Source organism: Methylobacterium sp. PvP105 (assembly GCF_017876975.1).
GTDB lineage: Bacteria > Pseudomonadota > Alphaproteobacteria > Rhizobiales > Beijerinckiaceae > Methylobacterium > Methylobacterium radiotolerans.
The window spans coordinates 6550965-6568017 of the sequence record NZ_JAGIPA010000001.1 but is presented as its reverse complement, the minus strand read 5'-3'; the positions used below and the strand labels follow the sequence as shown (position 1 = coordinate 6568017).

The 17053-nt window shown below is 72.2% G+C and carries 14 protein-coding genes; 9 read left to right on the top strand and 5 right to left on the bottom strand.

The window, feature by feature from the left end; all coding sequences use genetic code 11:
* Window positions 1-153: 153 nt before the first annotated feature.
* On the top strand, window positions 154-363 hold the full coding sequence (locus J3A75_RS31840) for a hypothetical protein (protein WP_043075266.1): 210 nt from the start codon (window positions 154-156) through the stop codon (window positions 361-363).
* 27 nt (window positions 364-390) lie between these two features.
* On the opposite strand, the gene J3A75_RS31835 is transcribed toward J3A75_RS31840, so the two are convergent.
* A complete protein-coding gene (locus tag J3A75_RS31835; protein WP_043075267.1) occupies window positions 391-603 on the bottom strand; it encodes a DUF2188 domain-containing protein in 213 nt (70 codons plus the stop codon).
* Between the two features lie 97 nt (window positions 604-700).
* Here J3A75_RS31835 and J3A75_RS31830 point away from each other — a divergent pair, with 97 nt between their 5' ends.
* Window positions 701-1057, top strand: coding sequence for a hypothetical protein (locus tag J3A75_RS31830; protein WP_043075268.1), 357 nt, complete (start codon window positions 701-703; stop codon window positions 1055-1057).
* 22 nt (window positions 1058-1079) lie between these two features.
* Here J3A75_RS31830 and J3A75_RS31825 read toward each other — a convergent pair whose 3' ends face one another.
* Both J3A75_RS31825 and J3A75_RS31820 read right to left on the bottom strand, forming a co-directional pair.
* Window positions 1080-1661, bottom strand: a complete 582-nt coding sequence (locus J3A75_RS31825) for a toll/interleukin-1 receptor domain-containing protein (RefSeq protein WP_043075269.1) — start codon at window positions 1659-1661, stop codon at window positions 1080-1082.
* A gap of 219 nt (window positions 1662-1880) precedes the next feature.
* Entirely contained in the window at window positions 1881-2633 is a 753-nt protein-coding gene (locus tag J3A75_RS31820; RefSeq protein WP_043075270.1) for a hypothetical protein, read from the bottom strand.
* 515 nt (window positions 2634-3148) lie between these two features.
* Between J3A75_RS31820 and J3A75_RS31815 the strand changes: the two genes are divergently transcribed.
* The 7 genes from J3A75_RS31815 (at window position 3149) to J3A75_RS31785 (ending at window position 13128) form a co-directional block, all read left to right on the top strand.
* Window positions 3149-3811 (top strand): hypothetical protein, encoded by a 663-nt coding sequence (locus tag J3A75_RS31815; RefSeq protein ID WP_071000289.1) that lies wholly within the window; start codon window positions 3149-3151, stop codon window positions 3809-3811.
* Between the two features lie 975 nt (window positions 3812-4786).
* On the top strand, window positions 4787-5773 hold the full coding sequence (locus tag J3A75_RS31810; RefSeq protein ID WP_071000288.1) for a hypothetical protein: 987 nt from the start codon (window positions 4787-4789) through the stop codon (window positions 5771-5773).
* A gap of 150 nt (window positions 5774-5923) precedes the next feature.
* Window positions 5924-6709, top strand: a complete 786-nt coding sequence (locus J3A75_RS31805) for a hypothetical protein (protein ID WP_071000287.1) — start codon at window positions 5924-5926, stop codon at window positions 6707-6709.
* Window positions 6710-6807: 98 nt separating this feature from the next.
* Window positions 6808-8910: a DDE-type integrase/transposase/recombinase gene (locus J3A75_RS31800; protein ID WP_071000286.1), complete on the top strand. Its 2103-nt coding sequence runs from the start codon at window positions 6808-6810 to the stop codon at window positions 8908-8910.
* Window positions 8911-8921: 11 nt separating this feature from the next.
* A complete protein-coding gene (locus J3A75_RS31795; RefSeq protein WP_083374423.1) occupies window positions 8922-10034 on the top strand; it encodes a TniB family NTP-binding protein in 1113 nt (370 codons plus the stop codon).
* The gene (locus tag J3A75_RS31790; RefSeq protein ID WP_071000285.1) at window positions 10024-11943 is read left to right on the top strand and encodes a TniQ family protein; all 1920 of its coding nucleotides are present in this window, start codon (window positions 10024-10026) and stop codon (window positions 11941-11943) included. Before J3A75_RS31795 ends, J3A75_RS31790 begins: the two co-directional genes overlap by 11 nt.
* Before the next feature lie 879 nt (window positions 11944-12822).
* The gene (locus J3A75_RS31785) at window positions 12823-13128 is read left to right on the top strand and encodes a hypothetical protein (protein WP_024828423.1); all 306 of its coding nucleotides are present in this window, start codon (window positions 12823-12825) and stop codon (window positions 13126-13128) included.
* Window positions 13129-13192: 64 nt separating this feature from the next.
* Here the strand turns inward: J3A75_RS31785 and J3A75_RS31780 are convergent, their stop codons facing one another.
* A complete protein-coding gene (locus J3A75_RS31780) occupies window positions 13193-13744 on the bottom strand; it encodes a PAS domain-containing protein (RefSeq protein WP_043075177.1) in 552 nt (183 codons plus the stop codon).
* 1972 nt (window positions 13745-15716) lie between these two features.
* On the bottom strand, window positions 15717-17048 hold the full coding sequence (locus tag J3A75_RS31775) for an MFS transporter (protein WP_071000284.1): 1332 nt from the start codon (window positions 17046-17048) through the stop codon (window positions 15717-15719).
* Between the last annotated feature and the right edge of the window lie 5 nt (window positions 17049-17053).

Here is a 17053-nt window from a genome sequence, read left to right as displayed (position 1 = left end):
GATCCGAAAAACAGCGTTTGACCTCCCGCCGGCGGGAAGCGTCGCGAAGGCTGTCGCTCCTGATTGGCGCGCTTCATCCACCGTCCGGAACCCGACGATACGCGAGAACTTGGCTTCGAGGACCGGGCGGTTTGCCCGGCGGGAGCACGCATCATGTCGAGTGACACCGAAAAGCATCGCGAACTGCTCAGCGGCCTGAAGCAGGCCCGGGGCAAGGCGGACGGCTCGTTCGAGGCAGCCATCACGGCCGCCTTCGAGCATGTCTTCGAGCATCTGGAGCGCTTGAATGGCCACGTCTCGTCGGGCGGTCCCGGCGGAGCGGACCGGCATCTCGAACCTGACGAGAGCGCAACCCTTCGCTGACGAAGGTCGCGATCCGACGGCCGTGGACTATCGGGTCTTCCGAAACTGGTCGGGACCGCCGACCTTCGTGTTCCGGACCCGCGCCACGTTCGGCTTCTTGTCGGGCTCCAGTTCGCGAGCCCGCTCGATCCCCGCCTTCTGGGTCGGCGTGATGGCGCTCGCGCGCTTGGATCCCTCGCGGCGCACGGCGAAGTCGCCGTCCTCGCGCGGCTCCACGTAGATGTTTCCTGGCTTGGTCATCGGCAGTCTCCGTCACCAACTAGGCGTGACGTGATGGCTGGCCGCCACGCTTTCAATGCACGGGTCAACCATTTGACCCACGCCAAGGGAGAACCCCGTGACGCCTACGGAGATCAAGGCCAAGGTTCAGGACACCCACCGCCGGGCGATGTCGAACGCCTCCCTGCAGATGTCGCGCGACGGCGGCGTCCACCACCTGTTCCGCGACGTGAAGCTGTATGGCCGGGACGCCGGCGTCGACTTCGTCGAGACGAATATAGGCCAGATCGTCCAGGAAGCGGTGTCGATGGCCGAGTGCAAGCGGCCTTCCTTGGAGATCCCGGCCTACGGCTTCGGGAAGGCGGCCGTCGCAGGCATGGCTCAGGCGCTGGAGGACCTCACGGCCCTGAAGATCGAGGTCAAGGGGAACACACTTCAGCTGATCTGGGCGCAGCCGAACCCGGGCTACGTCTAGGCTACCTCCGCCGCGGGGCGGATCAGGTCTTGGTGCCCGCTTTGGAAGGCTTGCGTGCCACGTTCGCCCGGGCACGTGGCTTCTTCGCCTTCGGCGGCGCCGAACCCTTGGCGGCCGCCTTCGCCGTGGCCTTGGCGGCGGCCCGCTTCGGCTTGGCCGGCTGCGAAGCCGCCGCGATTTCCCGTCGGACGGCGGCCACTACGCGTCGAATGCCCTGAGCGACATTGAGATAGGCGGCATCCGCACTGCGCCAGCGGGTGACCTCCCGCCCGTCTTCCGGGAGCAGCTTGAAGCCTGCGGCCGGGGTCGACTTCCAGTCGCAGGGCCGGACGACGACGGCGACCACCCGCATTGTGCCGCGGGCACGCCGGTTCATGGCGCGCCTGTACTCGATCTTCCAGCAGTAGTGGCTCGCCAGGTAGTCGGGGCTCAGCAGGCCGACGAAGACGTGGGCGTTCCTGAGTGCCCGGGCGATGGCGGTATCGAGCTTGTCGCCCGCGTTCATGTCGCCGTCGAACCAAGTCGAGACGTTGTCGCCCTTCAAGGGGGCCAGATGCGTTTCGAGTTTCCTGCGCGCGTCGGCGTCCATGTGCGAGTAGGACACGAAGATCCTGACCTCGGACTTTTCCTTCCTGCCGGGCTGCCCGGACGGCCTCGTCGTGCGCGCCGGCGGCCGTGCCGCCTTGGGCCGGGGGACGGCCTTCCGTGTGGATAAGGAAGCGCGGGCGCGCATCGTTGCCCCCGTTTGGCTAGCGGCCAAGGTCGCGAGTCATGCTCCCTGGACCCGGTTTGTTCCCAAACCGGAAGGGTTTCGGTCGTCGGCCTAGGCGAGGTGGGGCAGATATCCCGGTCCTGGTTGGACCAAGCGCCTGTCGACGAGGATGGTCCGCCGGTTGGTGGCCCCGGGATCCGAGAGACGGGGGGTCAGCGAGATGATCGCGACCTTCCAGTCCGGGATACCGGGGATAGGGGCTTCCATCACGGCGACCAGCACGGTCACGCCTCTCCTTCGCAACTCGGACACCGATGCAAGGACATTCCCGCATAGATCCCGCCTGCGGTTGAACTCGCCGCCGCCTATGGAATGCGGCCCCATCACCCATGAAACCAGATCGATCCATTCCGTCAGGGCTTCGACGTCGGCGTCGTAGGCGGGCCCGAGTTCCGGACGATGGATCAAGAACGCCTGCGTGCCGGCGACCATCCGGACCTGCCGGTGCGTCAGAAAGGGCCGTACCGGAACCGCTTCGAGGTTACCCATTTCCTCGACGAACTCGGCGGCGGCCTGCTCGCGTGGAATGGGAATGCGGGCGGCCGTGAAGGCCCCCTTCTCATAGCCGAGCGCGAGGGCGACCCTGTCCAGGCTTTCAACGCCGACCGGCTCGGCGCGCTCGACGCGTTCGATCGTAGACAACGAGACACAGGCGAAATCGGCCAGGGTCTCCTTCTTCCACTGTCTCAGGCTTCGTCCCATCCGGGTCACCATCGCGACCAGCTCGATGGGCGGCACGGCAGGAACCCCCGGCGGCCGAGGCGGCATGGCTGCCAGGCGCTCGATGATTTCCTTGGACTTCATGACGTTCTCCTTCCGACAAGGGGAAGGTGACCCGGGACGCTCGTCCAAAGGAGATCGAAAAAACCTTCAGCGACGAACGCCGGTGACGGCTGATTCGGGCGCCGCCCACGCTCAAAGGCAGCGGGCCGTCATCAAGTGATGGCGGCCCGCTTTACTCTAGGCTGACCCGACGTGGAACTTAGATGTCCGAAAGCGGATCTTTGGATCGGCTATCAGGCGCGCGGCCCAGCCAGCGAAGTCCTGGAGTTGGCCGCCCATTAACCATCCGCTCAATCCGCGATCGCCAACGTCGGCCAGAACGGCTTTGCTGCCCCCCGACCCGGAACCGCCACAGGGCCTGCGCGGCCAGACGCGGATCGGCCCATGGCCGCGGCGCCTACGCATCGCGCCACCTTCGGAACCGGCTCGCTCACGGCGTCCCTGACCCCGTTTCCGCCCTGGCCATAGTCGGACCAGGCGCCTGGCCACGCGGGGGAATGCGGGTGCCGACCATCCCGCACCAGGAGTCACCAACTATGCCGGAGCCCACTCAGATCCCCCGAAGACCGCCGCTGCATCGCGATCGGCTGGAGGCATTCGAGCGCGTGAGGCGCGCTGTCGCGTCGGGAACGTCGACCTTCGCGATCGATCACGGCGAAAACCGGCGGACCTCGGATCGGGCCGCGGAGATCGTTCGCGCGCTGGAGTCCGACAAGACCGCGACCGTTCGGCGAGGCGGTGGCGCGGACGTGACGCGGGTGCTCGTGACGATGGCGGGACGCCGCCTCGCCGTGGCGCGGGATGCGGGCGGCGTCGCGCTGTTCCCCCTGGACGGACCCATGCGGGTCGTGGATCGGCCGCAGCGATGGGACGCGGACGTCGACCTGGCGCGACAGGATCGGCGCGGCCTCGTTCGCGCGATGGCCCCCGACGAATACGATGACGACACGCGTGCCGGCTCCGCCGTCACCGTCGTGCTCGACCCGGTGGTCGATTGGCCCACGCATCCCGTCTACGAGGCCCGCCGGCACAGCGCCGGCGACGCGATCCGTGTCTGGGAAGTCTTCACCCTGGACGGCGAGTCCCACGGCCTGCTGCTCATGATGGAAAACGGCTTCCACGGGGTCGAACCGTGCGGCGCGGTCAGCCCGGAAGTCAGCCCCGGCGCGGCCGCTTGGCAGATCGTCATGAACGGCTAGGGGCTCGGCCGGAGGCCCGGGCCGACGACGGGATCCGCCAGCCCACGGGGCCGGAGATGGCCGGCACGGAGGGCGTGTGGGAGTTCCCCTGGCGCGGCTCCGCCGCGACCTGAAGCGCCATCCCGCGGAGGATCCGTCCGTCGCCCGGGATGCCCGCGCCGCCGCGGAACCGGCCGGAGCACGGCTGCGCGGTCTGACGTCGGCGAAGGAGAGGCCGGGCCCGCGGACCGACCATGCCCCACGCATGGCTGGCCGACGCCCGCGGCTCCTGCTTCTTCACCGCCGCCGATGTCGACGCGGTCCGACCTGCGACGGGCAAGGCCCGGAATCGCCGCAGTGTGCGGGCGAGCCTCGCGGTGGCGGTCGATCAATCGATCGGGCGGCGCCGCTTCGACGGGCGGACCGTACGCGGGGCCGCCCGCTTCCGAAGGGTCGCGCAGCTTCGACCGAGCCGATCGGCGGGACGCCGGCGCGCTTCTCCCCGCGACCGGACGCGAACGAAGCCGGCCGCGCCGTTTGTCGATCTTTAGATAGTATTAACGATGTACAAAACGCCTTATCCACAGTCTTGCGGACCTTAGCGCATTTTCTCACTTGCATACATCCGCTCTCGCATGTATTACGACCGTGAGCGTCGCTGCGACACCCGTCCGCGCTCAACCCTCCCCCAAACATACATCCCTGCCCGACCGCGGGCATGGCGACCTGTCCTGGTCGCATTCTCCGGTCGGGGCCGCCCCGGTCAGCCGGATCCAGGCGGCACGTTCGCCCCGCCGGCGCCAGCCGTTCGACGCCGCGCGAGCCCGCCCGTCCCCGATGTGCCCCCGTCCGTCAGCGTCCCCCTTGGGCCGCGGCGGTACGACGACGACCCGCACGGGTCCGCCCGTGCAGCGGCGCCCGAAGCCGCCGGTCGGCGGCCGCCCCGTGCCCGCCCGGCATCCGCTCGTCCCGCAAGCCGCCAGGCAAGGAAGATCCATGCCCCCCCAGAACGACTTTCCCACCCGCCACGCCGCGCCCGCCCCCAGCGAGCGTCTCGCCGCCGAAGTCGAACGGCGACTCGTCTACGTCCGCGCGATGCGAGGCCTGGCCCGGCGGCCTGCGCTGACCAGGGTCGCCGCCGTCGTCGCGGAGGTCGCGGCGGAGGTCGGCGGCAAGCCGCCGGCCCCCCGGACCGTGGCCGCATGGTGCCGCCGGTACGAAAGCGCCGGCCGCGACCCTGCCGCTCTGATCCCGGTGCTGCGCAGCCGCGGGACGGCGACGCCCGTCAGGCCTGTCCGGATGGGCGACGGCGCACAGCTGCCGGACGTCATGGGGCCGGCGAGACCGGCGAAGCCCGGCACGACGCCTGATCACGGCGTCGTGTCGATGACGACGCCCGCGCGCACGGTCATCCCGGAACAGCGCCGCTCCCGCCAAGCCCCGCATCGACGCGCGGCCGAGCCGGCCGTCGATCCTGCGGATGCCCCGCGGCGCTTCGGCAGGATCGACGGCGCGCGACGCCCCGACCCCCGGCTTCCGGAGGGCGCGGTTCGCATGGACATCGTCCGCCTGCGGGACGCTTCGGGGGAAACGGCGGACCTGGCCCTCGCGTGGGACCGCGGCGGGCGCCCGTTCGGGGCCGCGCTCGGACGGTCCCTCGAAGCGGGCGAGTTCGTGCGCCTGCTCCATGGCGGCGTGTCCGCCGCGGGCGTCGAGGTGATCGGACTCGCGGCCCTCGCCCCCACCGCCGTCCTGGTCGACAACGCCCGCGAGTTCCATAGCGCGTCGTTCCGCGAGGCGGCGCACGCCCTCGGGGTCAGCATCCACTACGTGCCGACCGGCGCGTCTCAGCGGAATCCGTCCGAACGAGTCCTGCGCAAGGTCGCGGCGCACATGGGCATCTCCGGCATCCGCGGCCTCGCCGAACATCTTCGGCGGTGGCTCGGACCGGACGGCGAGAAGATCGCCGCGACCGCGGGCTGACCGCGCCGCAGTCCCGCCTGCGCCGACCGTCGGTCGGCGGGGCGCCGCCCGCCGCGCCCCGGATCGCATGCCGGGGCCTACCTCGCCCCGACGGAACGGCCGCGACCGCCCCCACCCTCGGGATCGCCGCCGCCGATCCAGGATCTTGCCATGACCGAGAGCAGACACGCCATGTGTGCCACCCCCTTCGCCGCCGAAACCCATGAGTTCGTCAGGGCGATCGCCGACGGATACCTGTTCCGGGAGCGGGCGACCGGGATCCATGTCGCCGTTTCCCCGGCGGGGATGGTCGCGTCCTGGTGCCGCAACGTCTCGGGCCACCGGACGGTCGCGGCCGCCCCCGACGGCGGGCGGCCCGGCCCGGCCGTCTCCGGGACACCCCCGGCTGTCCTCCCGCAGGGTCGGCCTCGGCCGCAGGAGGCGGCCGGCACCCTCGCGACCTGGCGCGGCGCGTTCGCCGCGGATCCGGCCGCCGCGGCGCCGCCCCCCGGCTATCGGCGCCTGCGGCGCCGCCTGGTGACCGGCCGCCGCGACACCTTCAGCGGCTTCCGGCCGTCGAGGAAGACGGGGCGGATGGTGGCCTACGAAAGCCTTCTCGAACGGACCGCCGCGATCCTGCTGGAGGAGGCGCGGGAGGTCTCCGACTACCTGGAGCAACCGGCCTCCGAGTCGTGGGACGACGCGGGGACGCCGCGCCGATACACCGCCGACTTCGGCGCGCTGACCGCGCTCGGGATCGCCTACGTCGAGGTCAAGCCGCGGCGCCTCGCCCGTCGGCCCGGGACGATGGCGCGTCACAGGGCCGTCCGCGAGGCCCTCCACGCCCGGGGGATCGGCTTCGTCGTCTGGACCGAGCGCGAGATGGCGCGGCCGGCACGGGCGATCGCCCTGCTGCTGTGCGCCGCCCGGCGCGCCGAGCGGGACCGGCGCGCCTGATCGCCCGTCCCGGCGGCGGGCCGTCCCGGCCGCCCGGACCGCACCCGTCGCCGTCGATCCCCTCCCGCGCCCACCGCCCAGCAAGTCGGCAGCGACCCATGATCGTGCCCTTCATCAACTTCCCCCTCGGCTCGTCGGTCAGGATCGAGGACGTCACGCATACGTACATGTCGCGCGAGCAGGCCGGCTGCGTGTTCCGGAGCGAGGTGGACGGGCGCACGGTGACGCACGGATCCAAGGAGATCGCGTCGCTCTACTTCTCCGGGAAGTTCGTGATCCCGAGGCAGCTGCACCCGGCCCTGCCGGCCGGCATCCGCGAGAACCTGCGGCGGAGCCTGTCCGAGTTCCCCGACCACAGGCAGGCGGAGGCCGAGCGCCGCCTGGACTACGTCATGACGATCGACGGGCTGGAGGAGCGCCGGAAGAACGGCGACGGAACGCTGTTCCGGCGCAACGCACGCCGGTACGCGTCCGTGGCCCGGGCGGTGGCGAGCCTCAGGCGGCGCCGGGCCGGCGTCCCGGGCCTCCTGCCCGACGCCGCGGCGCGGAAGCAGGCGAGGGCCGAGGCCACGCCGTCCGCCCCCACGCTGCGGGATTGGATGCGGCGCTGGGAGCGGTCCGGCCGCGAGCCCTCCGCCCTGGTGCGGCTCGACGATCGCAAGGGGCGCAAGCCCAGGGAGCTGGCGCCCGCCCTCGTCGACCTCATGGCCGAAGCCGTCAGGACCTTCTACCGCCAGGAGGAAGGGCCGACGATCCGCCTGCTCCACGAGTACGTGGCGGGGCGCGTCCAGCAGCACAACCGGGAGACCGGCGACAGGCTCACGCCGCTCACGGAGACGGCGCTCCACCGTTTCGTCACGGGGCGCTTCGGCGCCCGCGAGCTCGCCGAGGCCCGGCTCAAGCCGCGCAAGGCGGCGATGCGCTTCGACGCCAAGCGGCGCCGGGCCTCGCCAAAGAAGGCGTGCGAGGTCATCGAGATCGATCACGTCCTCCTGGACGTGACGGTCGTGCGCGACCGCGGCGGCGAACCGCTTGAGACCGAGGAGGGCTCCCATCGGCGAAAGCGCGGCATCGCCGGGCGGCCCTGGCTGACGCTCGCCATCTGCACGGCGACGCGATGCGTGGTGGGATGGTCGATCTCGCTGGATCCCCCCTCGTACGTGTCGGTGATGCTGTGCCTGCGCAGCATGCTCTCGGCGAAGGCAGACGTGAGCGTGAACGGGCGCGCGGTCGTGAATCCGGTCTTCGGGATGCCGAAGGTCCTGAGGCTCGACAACGGCAAGGAGTTCCACAGCCTCGCCCTGAAGGCCGCGGCGGCCAAGCTCGGCTTCGAGCTGCTCTACTGCCCGCGGCGGGCGCCCTGGGAGAAGGGGCGCGTCGAGCGCTTCTTCGGCGAGGTCCAGCGCAACTTCGCAACGATGCCCGGCCGAACGTTCGGAAGCCCGGAGCGGCGCGGCGACTACCGCCCGCACGACCGCGCCCGCATGACCATGGGCGAGATCAGGGTGCTGTTCGCGATCTGGGTGGCGGCCTACTACCATCAGAAGAACCACCGCGGGCTGTTCCACAGGACGCCGATGGAGGTCTGGCAGGAGATGTCGCCCCTCGGGGTGGACATGCCGCCCAGCGCGCGCGACGTCGTGGTGGCTACCGCCCTGCCGCTGCTGAAGCCGATCCAGGACACCGGCATCGAGTACCTCGAACTGCACTGGGACTGCGCCGAGCTGGAGCGCCTGCGGGAGCTCCACGGACGCAAGCGGAAGTGGCGGTGCGCGCTCGACCCGCTCGACCTGACGACGATGACCGTCTGGGACGACACGGTCGAGCCCAACGTGGAGATCCGGGCGACCTGCCAGGAGCCGGACCTGATCGAGGGCCTCGACCTCGACATGTGGAAGCGGCTCAGGAACCGGTCGAAGGAGCGTACGCCCGAATCCGAGCGGGTCCGTCGGGAGACGCTGGCGGACGCGCGCGTGGAGATGTTCGAGCGGGCCAGCCGGGACGACCGCGCCGGGAAGCCCCTGGGCAGGGGGAAGCAGAAGTTCGCCGACGCCGCCCGGCCGGCCCGTGCCGTCGCGGCCCTGCCGACGCCCGAGGCGGCCGAGGCACCGTCCGCCGCGGCGACGCATTCCCCCGCCGAGGCTGCCGGCGCGCCGGCCCGCCGCGGCTCCGTGGCCACCCGCTCGCAATACTACGACTGAGGACGACACCCATGACACACGCCATGACGCCCGACGCCCACGCCTCCCGCGAGCCGGTCCCCGGATCCGCGCCCCCCTCCGGCGCGGCCGCGCCCGGCGGCCCCGCGGGGGGCGGCAGGACGAACTGGGACGCGCCGCACAACGCCGCCCGGCTCGACGCCTTCGTCCTGGCCATGCGGGAACGCATCCACGTCCCCACCGTGGCGTACGGGGAGGCCCAGCGGGAGATGCGCCTGCTGCGCGACCGCGCGCGCCGGCGGGAGCGGGGCAACGTCCTGGTGATCGGCGGCGAGGCCGGGGCGGGCAAGAGCTGGGTCCTCGACCGCGAGCTGACGGCGGTCGACTTCCCCGACGTCAAGACGAGCTGGGCGGACCCCCTGCCGGTCCTGCGCCTGGACGCGCCCTCGCCCGGCCGCATGAAGGCGCTCCTGGTCAAGATGCTGTCGCAGGTGGCCGGGTACGAGGCGAGCGACCGGCCGTCCGAGCCGATGCTGATGCGGCAGTTCGTCAAGGTCGCGCAGGCGCGCGGGGTGCGGGTGGTCAAGATCGACGAGTTCCAGCACATCGTGAACCTGGCGCGCACGGACAGGCACGAGCGCACCGTGTCCGAGACCCTCAAGACGCTCCTGAACGAGACCGACATCCAGCTCGTGCTGGCGGGCGAGCCGTCCGTCATGACCTTCTTCGATCGCTGGAAGCAATTCGAGCGCCGCGGCGCGAAGCTGCCGATGACGCCGTTCGCCGGCGAGGCCGCCCGGGAGGAGTTCGCCGACTTCCTCAATCATTACGACGACCAACTCGTGGCCCTGCATTTCCGGGCAAGAAGCGGCTTCGCCGAGAAGGTCGACCGCTTCCGGCTGGCGACGGACGGCTATGTCGGCCTCGCGTCCAAGCTCATCCACCTCGCCGCGGAGATGTCGTTCAAGGCCGGTCACAACTGCGTCGACGACACCCTCGCCGTGGCCTACGAGCGCTGGCGTCGCCGCGGCGACGGCGCCAACCCGTTCCTCATGAAACCCGACGCGGTGTGCAGGGCGCTCCGGCGCCCGGCGACGCCGGCAGGGGGCGACCTGACCCGCCTGCGCGGGACCGGCGGCGTCCCGGAGCCGAGCTATGGCAAGTAGGCCCGAGCCGGCGGCCCGCCTGCCGCTGCACCTGGCGCCGGGCAGCGGCGAGCCGGCCTACGCCCTGCTCGAACGCCTCTCGCGGCGGTACGGGGCCGGGAGCCCGGCGGCGTTCGCGGCCGCCAACGGCCTGGACTGGAGGTCGGTCGTGGCGGGGCGCGACACGGACCGGGTCGCCGCGCTGGCCGGCGTCGACGCCGGCGCCCTGCGGGCCGCCACCTTCGTGGTCGAGGGCGCGACGGTCCGGCTCGGCGACGAGATCGTCGCGCGGGCCGATTGGTCGCCCCCGGCCCGGCGACGCTGCCGCGCGTGCGAGGCGGAGGACGCGGCACGGCTCGACGCGCCGCCCCCCCGGGCGTTCCGCCGGGCCTGGTGGGACGTCCGCTCCCTCCGGCGCTGCCCCCGGCACGGGACCGACCTCGCCGCGGCGGCGGCGGGGGACGCCGGCATGCCGGATCCCGCCACCACACCCTGCGAGGCCGGATTCCCCGGCGAGACCTACGTCCTCGGACGCCTCGGCTTCGGGGGACGGCGCCGGGTCCCGCTGCTCGACGCGCTGTCGCTGGCCGCCGCCATCCCCCTCGTCGAGCGCGTCGGCGCGATGCGCCTCCACGGACGCCGCGCGCGGAGCGACGCCAGGCTGGTGGACGCCGGCCCGCTGCTGTCCGCCGGCATGGCGGCGTTCGAGGGCGGCCCCTCGCCGTTCCGCTCTTTCCTCGACGGCTTGGTGGCGACGGCCCGGCCGGACCGCGACGAGTTGACCCCCGGCGTGGCCTACGGCCGGCTCTACGGCTGGCTCGTGCACGACGAGCGGGACCCGGCCTACGGGCCGGTCCGCGAGGCGCTCCGCGCGCACGCCATCGCGTCCCTGCCCCTTCAACCGGGCAGGGACCTGCTCGGCCGGCCCGTCACGGAGCCGGTCCTCGGGACGGTCGCCCGTCTCAGCAGGGTTACCGGCCTGGAGAAGGCGACCGTCGAGCGTCTGCTCGCGTCTCTCGGGGCGGTCCCGGCGCCGGGGCCGAGCCCGATACCGCTCTACGCCGCCGCGGACTGCGCCCGTCTGGCCGACCTCGCCGCCGCGACGTGCTGGTCGGCCGAGGCGCGGCGGGCGCTCGGCCTGACCAACGAAGGGATGGCCTCGGTCGTGTCCGCCGGCTGCCTGGTCCCTGTCCTGCCCCGGCACGGGCGCGAGGTCCGCGAGGACCGGTTCGACCGGGCCGCCGTGGAGCGGCTCGCCGTCGGGGTGTTCACGGGGGTGCCGCGCCTGCGCGACGTGCCCGCGGGCTGCGCCCCGCTGCCGGAGGCCGCGCGGCGCGGCATGTCGTCGATCGGCTCGATCGTGCGGGCGGTCCTGGACGGCCGCCTTGCCCCCCGGGGACGGGTGCGCGGCCGGGCCGGGCTCCCCGGCCTGGTCCTCCGGGTCGCCGACGTCGCGGCGCTGCAACGGGCGCCCAGCGACGACGTCCCCTGGACGGAGGTCGTGGCCCGGGTCGGCGACCGCGGGCTCGCGAGGTCCCTGGTCGCGTCGGGCCGGCTCGGGCTGCGCCGCGCGCCCTGCGGCTTCCGGAACCGGCACCGGCGCGAGGTGGCGCGCGCGGACTGGGCGCAGTTCCGGCAGGGCTTCGTGTCCGCCGGCGAGCTGGCGCGCGCCGAGGGGACGTCTGCGGCGGCGATGGCGCGGAGGCTGTCGCGGTCCGGGATCGGGCCGGCCTTCGGGTCCGGGTCGCCCGGCGGCCCGACGTTCTATCGCAGGGAGGACGTCGGAACCCTCCCGCGCGCGACGCCGGCCACACGGCGGAGACGGCCGCCGCGACCCGGGCCTGGAGTGGGCTCCCGACCGGTCGTGCGCCCGTCCGCCGGGGCCGTGGCCGACCGGTTGCCAGGAACCCGCCGCCGCGCAGCGCCATAGGGCGCCGCGGAACGGCGCGAGGCCCCGGCCCAGCGTCCGGCATCGATCCGAGCCCGCCGTCGGGGCCGCCGGCCGACCCCGGCGCCGTTCGACCGCGGCGCCGACGACCGGCAGCGTGGAAGCGGCTCAGCCGATGGTGTTCGCCGGAGGTTGCGGACTGTCATGGGCGCAGCGACGCGCGATCCGAGCCGTCGACCGGCCCGCGCCCGGATTCCCCCCGAGGAACCCGCAAAGCCTTGTCCGCGGGCCCCTCGCTCGACCGGACGCGGGTCGGTGGACAGGTTCGCCGAGCCCCGGGGGCTCATGGCGGATCGTCGACGGCTCGCTGGCGGTGACATCGGCATTCCACCGTCGACCCCTCGTTCAGGGTGTCCGTCCTTGAACCGAAGGGACCTCTCGCTGACCGTCGCAGCCGCAGCCGGCTCGGGCCTGCCGAGGCGGATGCGCACGCATCGGAGAGCTGCCAGGCCGTTCGGACGTCGGGCACGCAGGCGGCCGCTCCAGATGGGGCCGGGGCCCCGAACGTTGCGGCACTCCCCACCCATCGACGCGACGCAGGATGTGGACGTGCCGCCAAGCCGAACGACCGGGCCATGCCACAGACGCACGCTGGGATTGTTGCGCTGCACGAAACTCCATCCGGCGTGGTGCGGTTTGAGAACCTTGTCGGGGCGGCAGGCTTCGGCCATCGCCCGTAGGTCCCCACCGCACATGACGACCGAGCCGAAGTCGAGGTGGCGCCCCACCACTAAACGCCCGACCGGTGGATGCGCGACCAGCACTGGCGTCGCCGAAACGCCGACCGCTCATGGAGCGGACCGAACAGCTCTCGGCCCCGCGTCCCATGCCTCCGTTCGGCGCCGACCAGCGGACGGGGCGGTGGGCTACAGGACCGGCGCCGATCGCCTGCAAGCCATCGCGGATCGGCTGCGCGTCCCGGTCGCGACCTTCTTCGTCGGAACGGTCGGCTCGATCGAGGGCGTATCGCCGGTCCTCGACCTGCTGCGCCATCCGGAGACGGCAAGGCTCGTCAGGGCGTTCGCGGCGATCTCCGACCCGGTGACGCGCCATCGCGTGCTGTCCGCCGTCGAGGCCGCTGCGGCGGGCGCCGAGGCGCCGGATGAGCCGCCGTCCGGGCCGGCGACCGAGGCCGCATGCGACGGTTCGCAGGAGGGCCAGGGGTAGCGGTGGGTCTTCGTGTCCGGTGACCGCATCCAGTCCGCCGCGACGCGGGTTCTGTCCTGGTCGGTCAGTTCAGCGACCGGCCTTGCATCCGCATCCGGGCGGCAAGGGCAAGGCCAACTTCAAGTAGGGCGATCCGCGCGCCCGGCAGCGCTGCCTTCGCCCCGTCGTCCTCCTCGATCAGCGAATGGGTGATGATCAAGTGATCGGCGATAAGGTCGAGGGTGTCGATCGGCATGGTCGCCGGGTGGGGTGGGGGCGGCACGAACCGACCGACGTTGCCATAGGCCGCGATCGTATCGGTGGCCCCCCCGGCCAGTTCGGTGATCGAGCCGAGATAGCCGATGAACGCGCCGTTCTCGATGCCGAACGAGGGCACGCCACCCGCCCCAACCCAGCGCGGGGTATCGTCGGGCTTGAGCAGGCGATACCGGATGCTGAACTCCGCCCCGCTCGCGAGGGCCTCATCGAGAATGCCGGTGGCGGTGCCGCGGTCGTCCGGGTGAACGCGTAGGACCCACCCCCGATCGAGGGCCTCCGTGCTTGGCTGGCCGGTGAGTGCCTCCCACTCAGGGCAGGCGTAGACGCATCGCCCGCGAGCGTCGGTCACGAAGATCATCGTCGCATGGTCCGGCCGTGCTCCCCGCGCGCGATGAACGGACGCGAGCGGTTCTCGACCCCAGGGCGACGCCACGAGCGGTCGGTCCTGACGAATGCTGCGGCTGTGGCACGGACTGCGGACCGACGCGGGCCGCGCGGTCGCCCTCGACGCCCACCGCGAGGTCGCGGACCGGGAAGGCGGCCGAACGGTGAAACCTACCGATCCTACATCGGGACCGCGCAGTCGGGCAGGGCCATCGCCGCCAGGGGAGGCACCGGTAACCTTGGCCTCGCGATCGCGGTTCGGGACTCCCTGAGGTTGGATGGGGGCGATGCACTTCCGGATGCGCCGGTTGAGAAACGAGGCGACCGAGATGGGCTTCCTGGTCCTGGCCTACGGTCCGGAGCGGGTGATGGCGGTCCTTGGCACCGGTCCCCGTCCACGCCGCCCTCCGCGTGTGAGCGCACGCGGCACCGCGCGCGCTGTCACAACTTCGCACCGACACACCGAAACCCGTTTCCACCCGGCCCCCACGCCGAGAAGGACAGCCGCTTATGAGGGGAGCTGCCAGCGCTCTCGGCGGCTCGGTTGGGTCGGAAGCGGGCAGGCCGCCTTTCCCGGGTCGTGGACGCCGACCGGAATCCGGGGGTGATCACACCGGCCTCGGCTACGATCATTGCGCTGCCTGCGAGTGGATGGGGAAGCGCCAGCCGGCGCGAAGGCGAGAATGACCAAGCAGTCGATGATCGGGTTGATCCGCCGACGTTGGACGTCGGAACGACCCTTCGAAGGCCATACGACCGATAGCCTGAACCGCAAGATCGCAAATCCCGCCACACGAAACGACGTTCGAGAGTAGGCCCGGCGTGAGCTGCAGATCCGGCGACAGCTGGAACCCCTCACCTGAGGCTTCTGGCGTGCGATCGCTTCCGAGCAATTCTGATCTGGCGGCTCACCCATCCTCCCAGATCGGGCATACGCGGAACGTTCCCTTTCCGGCCAGGAACCGGGGTCCCTTGAAGTCCGGCCCTGCCTTCGGCGGCGGTCGCCGTGTCCGTGAAAGCGCGCTGCCGCAGCGACACCGGCGCCGCGGCGACCTCGGCGGCGAGGGCCGCACGAGGTTCGGGCGGCGGCGGGACCGGCGTGATGTCGCCGAAGCCGCTCCGGTCATGCTCGTCTGGGACCGGGATCGCGCGCGTCCGCCGCATGATCTGAGGCCACCGATGAGCCGTGTTGAGGATGCCGCGCGCGGTTTCTTGGCACAAGGCAACGGATCGCCGCCGCTGCGGCGCGGCCCATTCCCGGCGCGCGGAAACACGGCATCTGAAACGTCCCGTCGTCGCGGCCCCGGGGCGGGATCCCGTGGACGGACGCATCGTCGTCCCCCCGCTGGTCGTGGACGCTCAAGTCCTTCGCGGGCGAGACTTCGATGCGCGTCATGGGGTTGGATGGCCACTCGGGGGACGTGCCGCCCCTTTCCTGGGACGCCACGCGCGGCTCGGCTCGTCAGGCGACCGAGGGGAATGCGGTCCGAGCCGATCCACGCCGGACCTTCAGCATCTCGTGGGGAGCGGCGAAGCGCCCGACACCCGGGGCCGTGGCCCGGGCCACCGCGCACCCGGCCAAGGCCGGGCGGCACCCGATGGCCGAGTCGGAGTGTGGCTCGGTGGCTTGACCGAACGACGGTCCCGGACGCCACGACGCCGCCAGGCCGCAACGGCGGCGCGCTTCCGGCGCGCTTCGGGATGCGAGGACGGAACAGTTGGCCGCCCGCCCATCGGTCCCGCGCAGCACCGCCCGGCCCGCGCAGGGCGGCTGCCGGCCTGGCCACCGGGATGCGCAGCCGTTGCGGCAGACCGCGGTCAGACGCAGATGTCGGGGACGAGCAAGCCTCCCCGCAGCCGGCGGCCCGCCCGGTGGACGGCATGGGGCGCACGGCTTGGGACCGGCGCCCTGGCGTTCCGCCGGCAGCGCCCGGTGCGTGCCGGCCTCAGCCCGGCCTAGCCGTCGGCCACCGGGGATGCAGGTCGTCGATGACGAAGGCGTGGACGTGCCGGCCCCGGCCGGCGCCCGCAAGGTGGGGGTGGTCGGGCGAGAGGTCGGGATGCGCGTGCTCGACGACGTCCGGATCCGAGGCGGGCCACAGCACGGCCGCCGCCGCGACGGCCGCCAGGGTGAGCGCAGCCAGGACCGCGAGCGTGACCGGCAGGCCGGCCTCTGCGCCGAGCCACCCCGCGAGCGGATAGGTGATGAGCCAAGCGACGTGAGACAGGGCGAACTGCGCCGCGAACACCGCGGGCCGATCCTCGGGCGTGGCCGAGCGCCGGAGCAGCCGCCCGGTCGGGGTCTGGGCGGCGGAGTAGCCAGCCCCGAGCACGAGCCAGGTCGTGAGGAGCATCGGCCAGCCGATCACGCCTCCCCAGGTCGTCGCGGCGAAGGCGAGCAGCCCGACGCCGAGGAGACCCGCCGCAAGCAGCATCACGGTCCGGTCCGGCAGCCGGTCGAGCGCCCGCGGCAGGAGCAGGGCCGCAACCATCGAGCCACCGCCGAACAACCCGAGCGCCACGGCGACGTCGTTCTGGGGCCGGTGCAGGATGGCTTGCGCGATCACGACTGTGTTGACGATGACCATCGAGCCGGCCGCCGACACCGCGAGGTTCAGGGCCAGCAACCCGCGCAGGCGGGGCGTGGCGAGGTAGATGCGCAGACCCCTCGTGGTCCGGTCATAGATCCCGCGGCGCTCGGTCGACTTCGGGCTCGGCAGGCTGACTGAGACGACGAGCGCCGCCGAGCACAGGAAGCCCACCACGGTCCCTTCGAACAGCCAGTGGAAGTCGATGACGGTCAGCAGGACCGCAGCGAGCGCCGGGCTGAGCAGGTTCTCCAGGTCGTAGGCCAGCCGTGAGAGGGAGAGCGCCCGGGTGTAGTCGCGCTCTTCCGGAAGGATGTCCGGGATGGTCGCCTGGAAGGTCGGGGTGAAGGCGGCCGAGCAGGACTGAAGCACGAAGACGAGGACGTAGACCTGCCAGACCTGGCCGACGAACGGCAGGATCAGGGCGACGGCGGCGCGGACGAGGTCGGTCGAAACCAGGAAGGCGCGACGCGGCAACCGCCCGGTGAATGCGTTCGCCACGGGCGCCACCAGCACGTAGGCGACCATCTTGATGGCGAGCGCCATGCCGAGCACCGCGCCGGCCTCCGGGCCTGCGAGGCGATAGGCCAGCAGCCCGAGTGCGACCGTCAGCAGGCCGGTGCCGATCAGGGCGATGACCTGCGCGGCGTAGAGGTGCCGGTAGGTACGGTCGGCGAGGACGCTCAGCATCGGGC

What these genes read in the sequence shown, in the direction of transcription:
- J3A75_RS31820 (WP_043075270.1), bottom strand. Translation starts at nt 2,633, where the DNA reads ATGAAGTCCAAGGAAATCATCGAGCGCCTGGCAGCCATGCCGCCTCGG.
- J3A75_RS31780 (WP_043075177.1), bottom strand. Translation starts at nt 13,744, where the DNA reads ATGATCTTCGTGACCGACGCTCGCGGGCGATGCGTCTACGCCTGCCCT.
- J3A75_RS31800 (WP_071000286.1), top strand. Translation starts at nt 6,808, where the DNA reads ATGATCGTGCCCTTCATCAACTTCCCCCTCGGCTCGTCGGTCAGGATC.
- J3A75_RS31790 (WP_071000285.1), top strand. Translation starts at nt 10,024, where the DNA reads ATGGCAAGTAGGCCCGAGCCGGCGGCCCGCCTGCCGCTGCACCTGGCG.
- J3A75_RS31810 (WP_071000288.1), top strand. Translation starts at nt 4,787, where the DNA reads ATGCCCCCCCAGAACGACTTTCCCACCCGCCACGCCGCGCCCGCCCCC.
- J3A75_RS31775 (WP_071000284.1), bottom strand. Translation starts at nt 17,048, where the DNA reads ATGCTGAGCGTCCTCGCCGACCGTACCTACCGGCACCTCTACGCCGCG.
- J3A75_RS31795 (WP_083374423.1), top strand. Translation starts at nt 8,922, where the DNA reads ATGACACACGCCATGACGCCCGACGCCCACGCCTCCCGCGAGCCGGTC.
- J3A75_RS31805 (WP_071000287.1), top strand. Translation starts at nt 5,924, where the DNA reads ATGACCGAGAGCAGACACGCCATGTGTGCCACCCCCTTCGCCGCCGAA.
- J3A75_RS31835 (WP_043075267.1), bottom strand. Translation starts at nt 603, where the DNA reads ATGACCAAGCCAGGAAACATCTACGTGGAGCCGCGCGAGGACGGCGAC.
- J3A75_RS31840 (WP_043075266.1), top strand. Translation starts at nt 154, where the DNA reads ATGTCGAGTGACACCGAAAAGCATCGCGAACTGCTCAGCGGCCTGAAG.
- J3A75_RS31815 (WP_071000289.1), top strand. Translation starts at nt 3,149, where the DNA reads ATGCCGGAGCCCACTCAGATCCCCCGAAGACCGCCGCTGCATCGCGAT.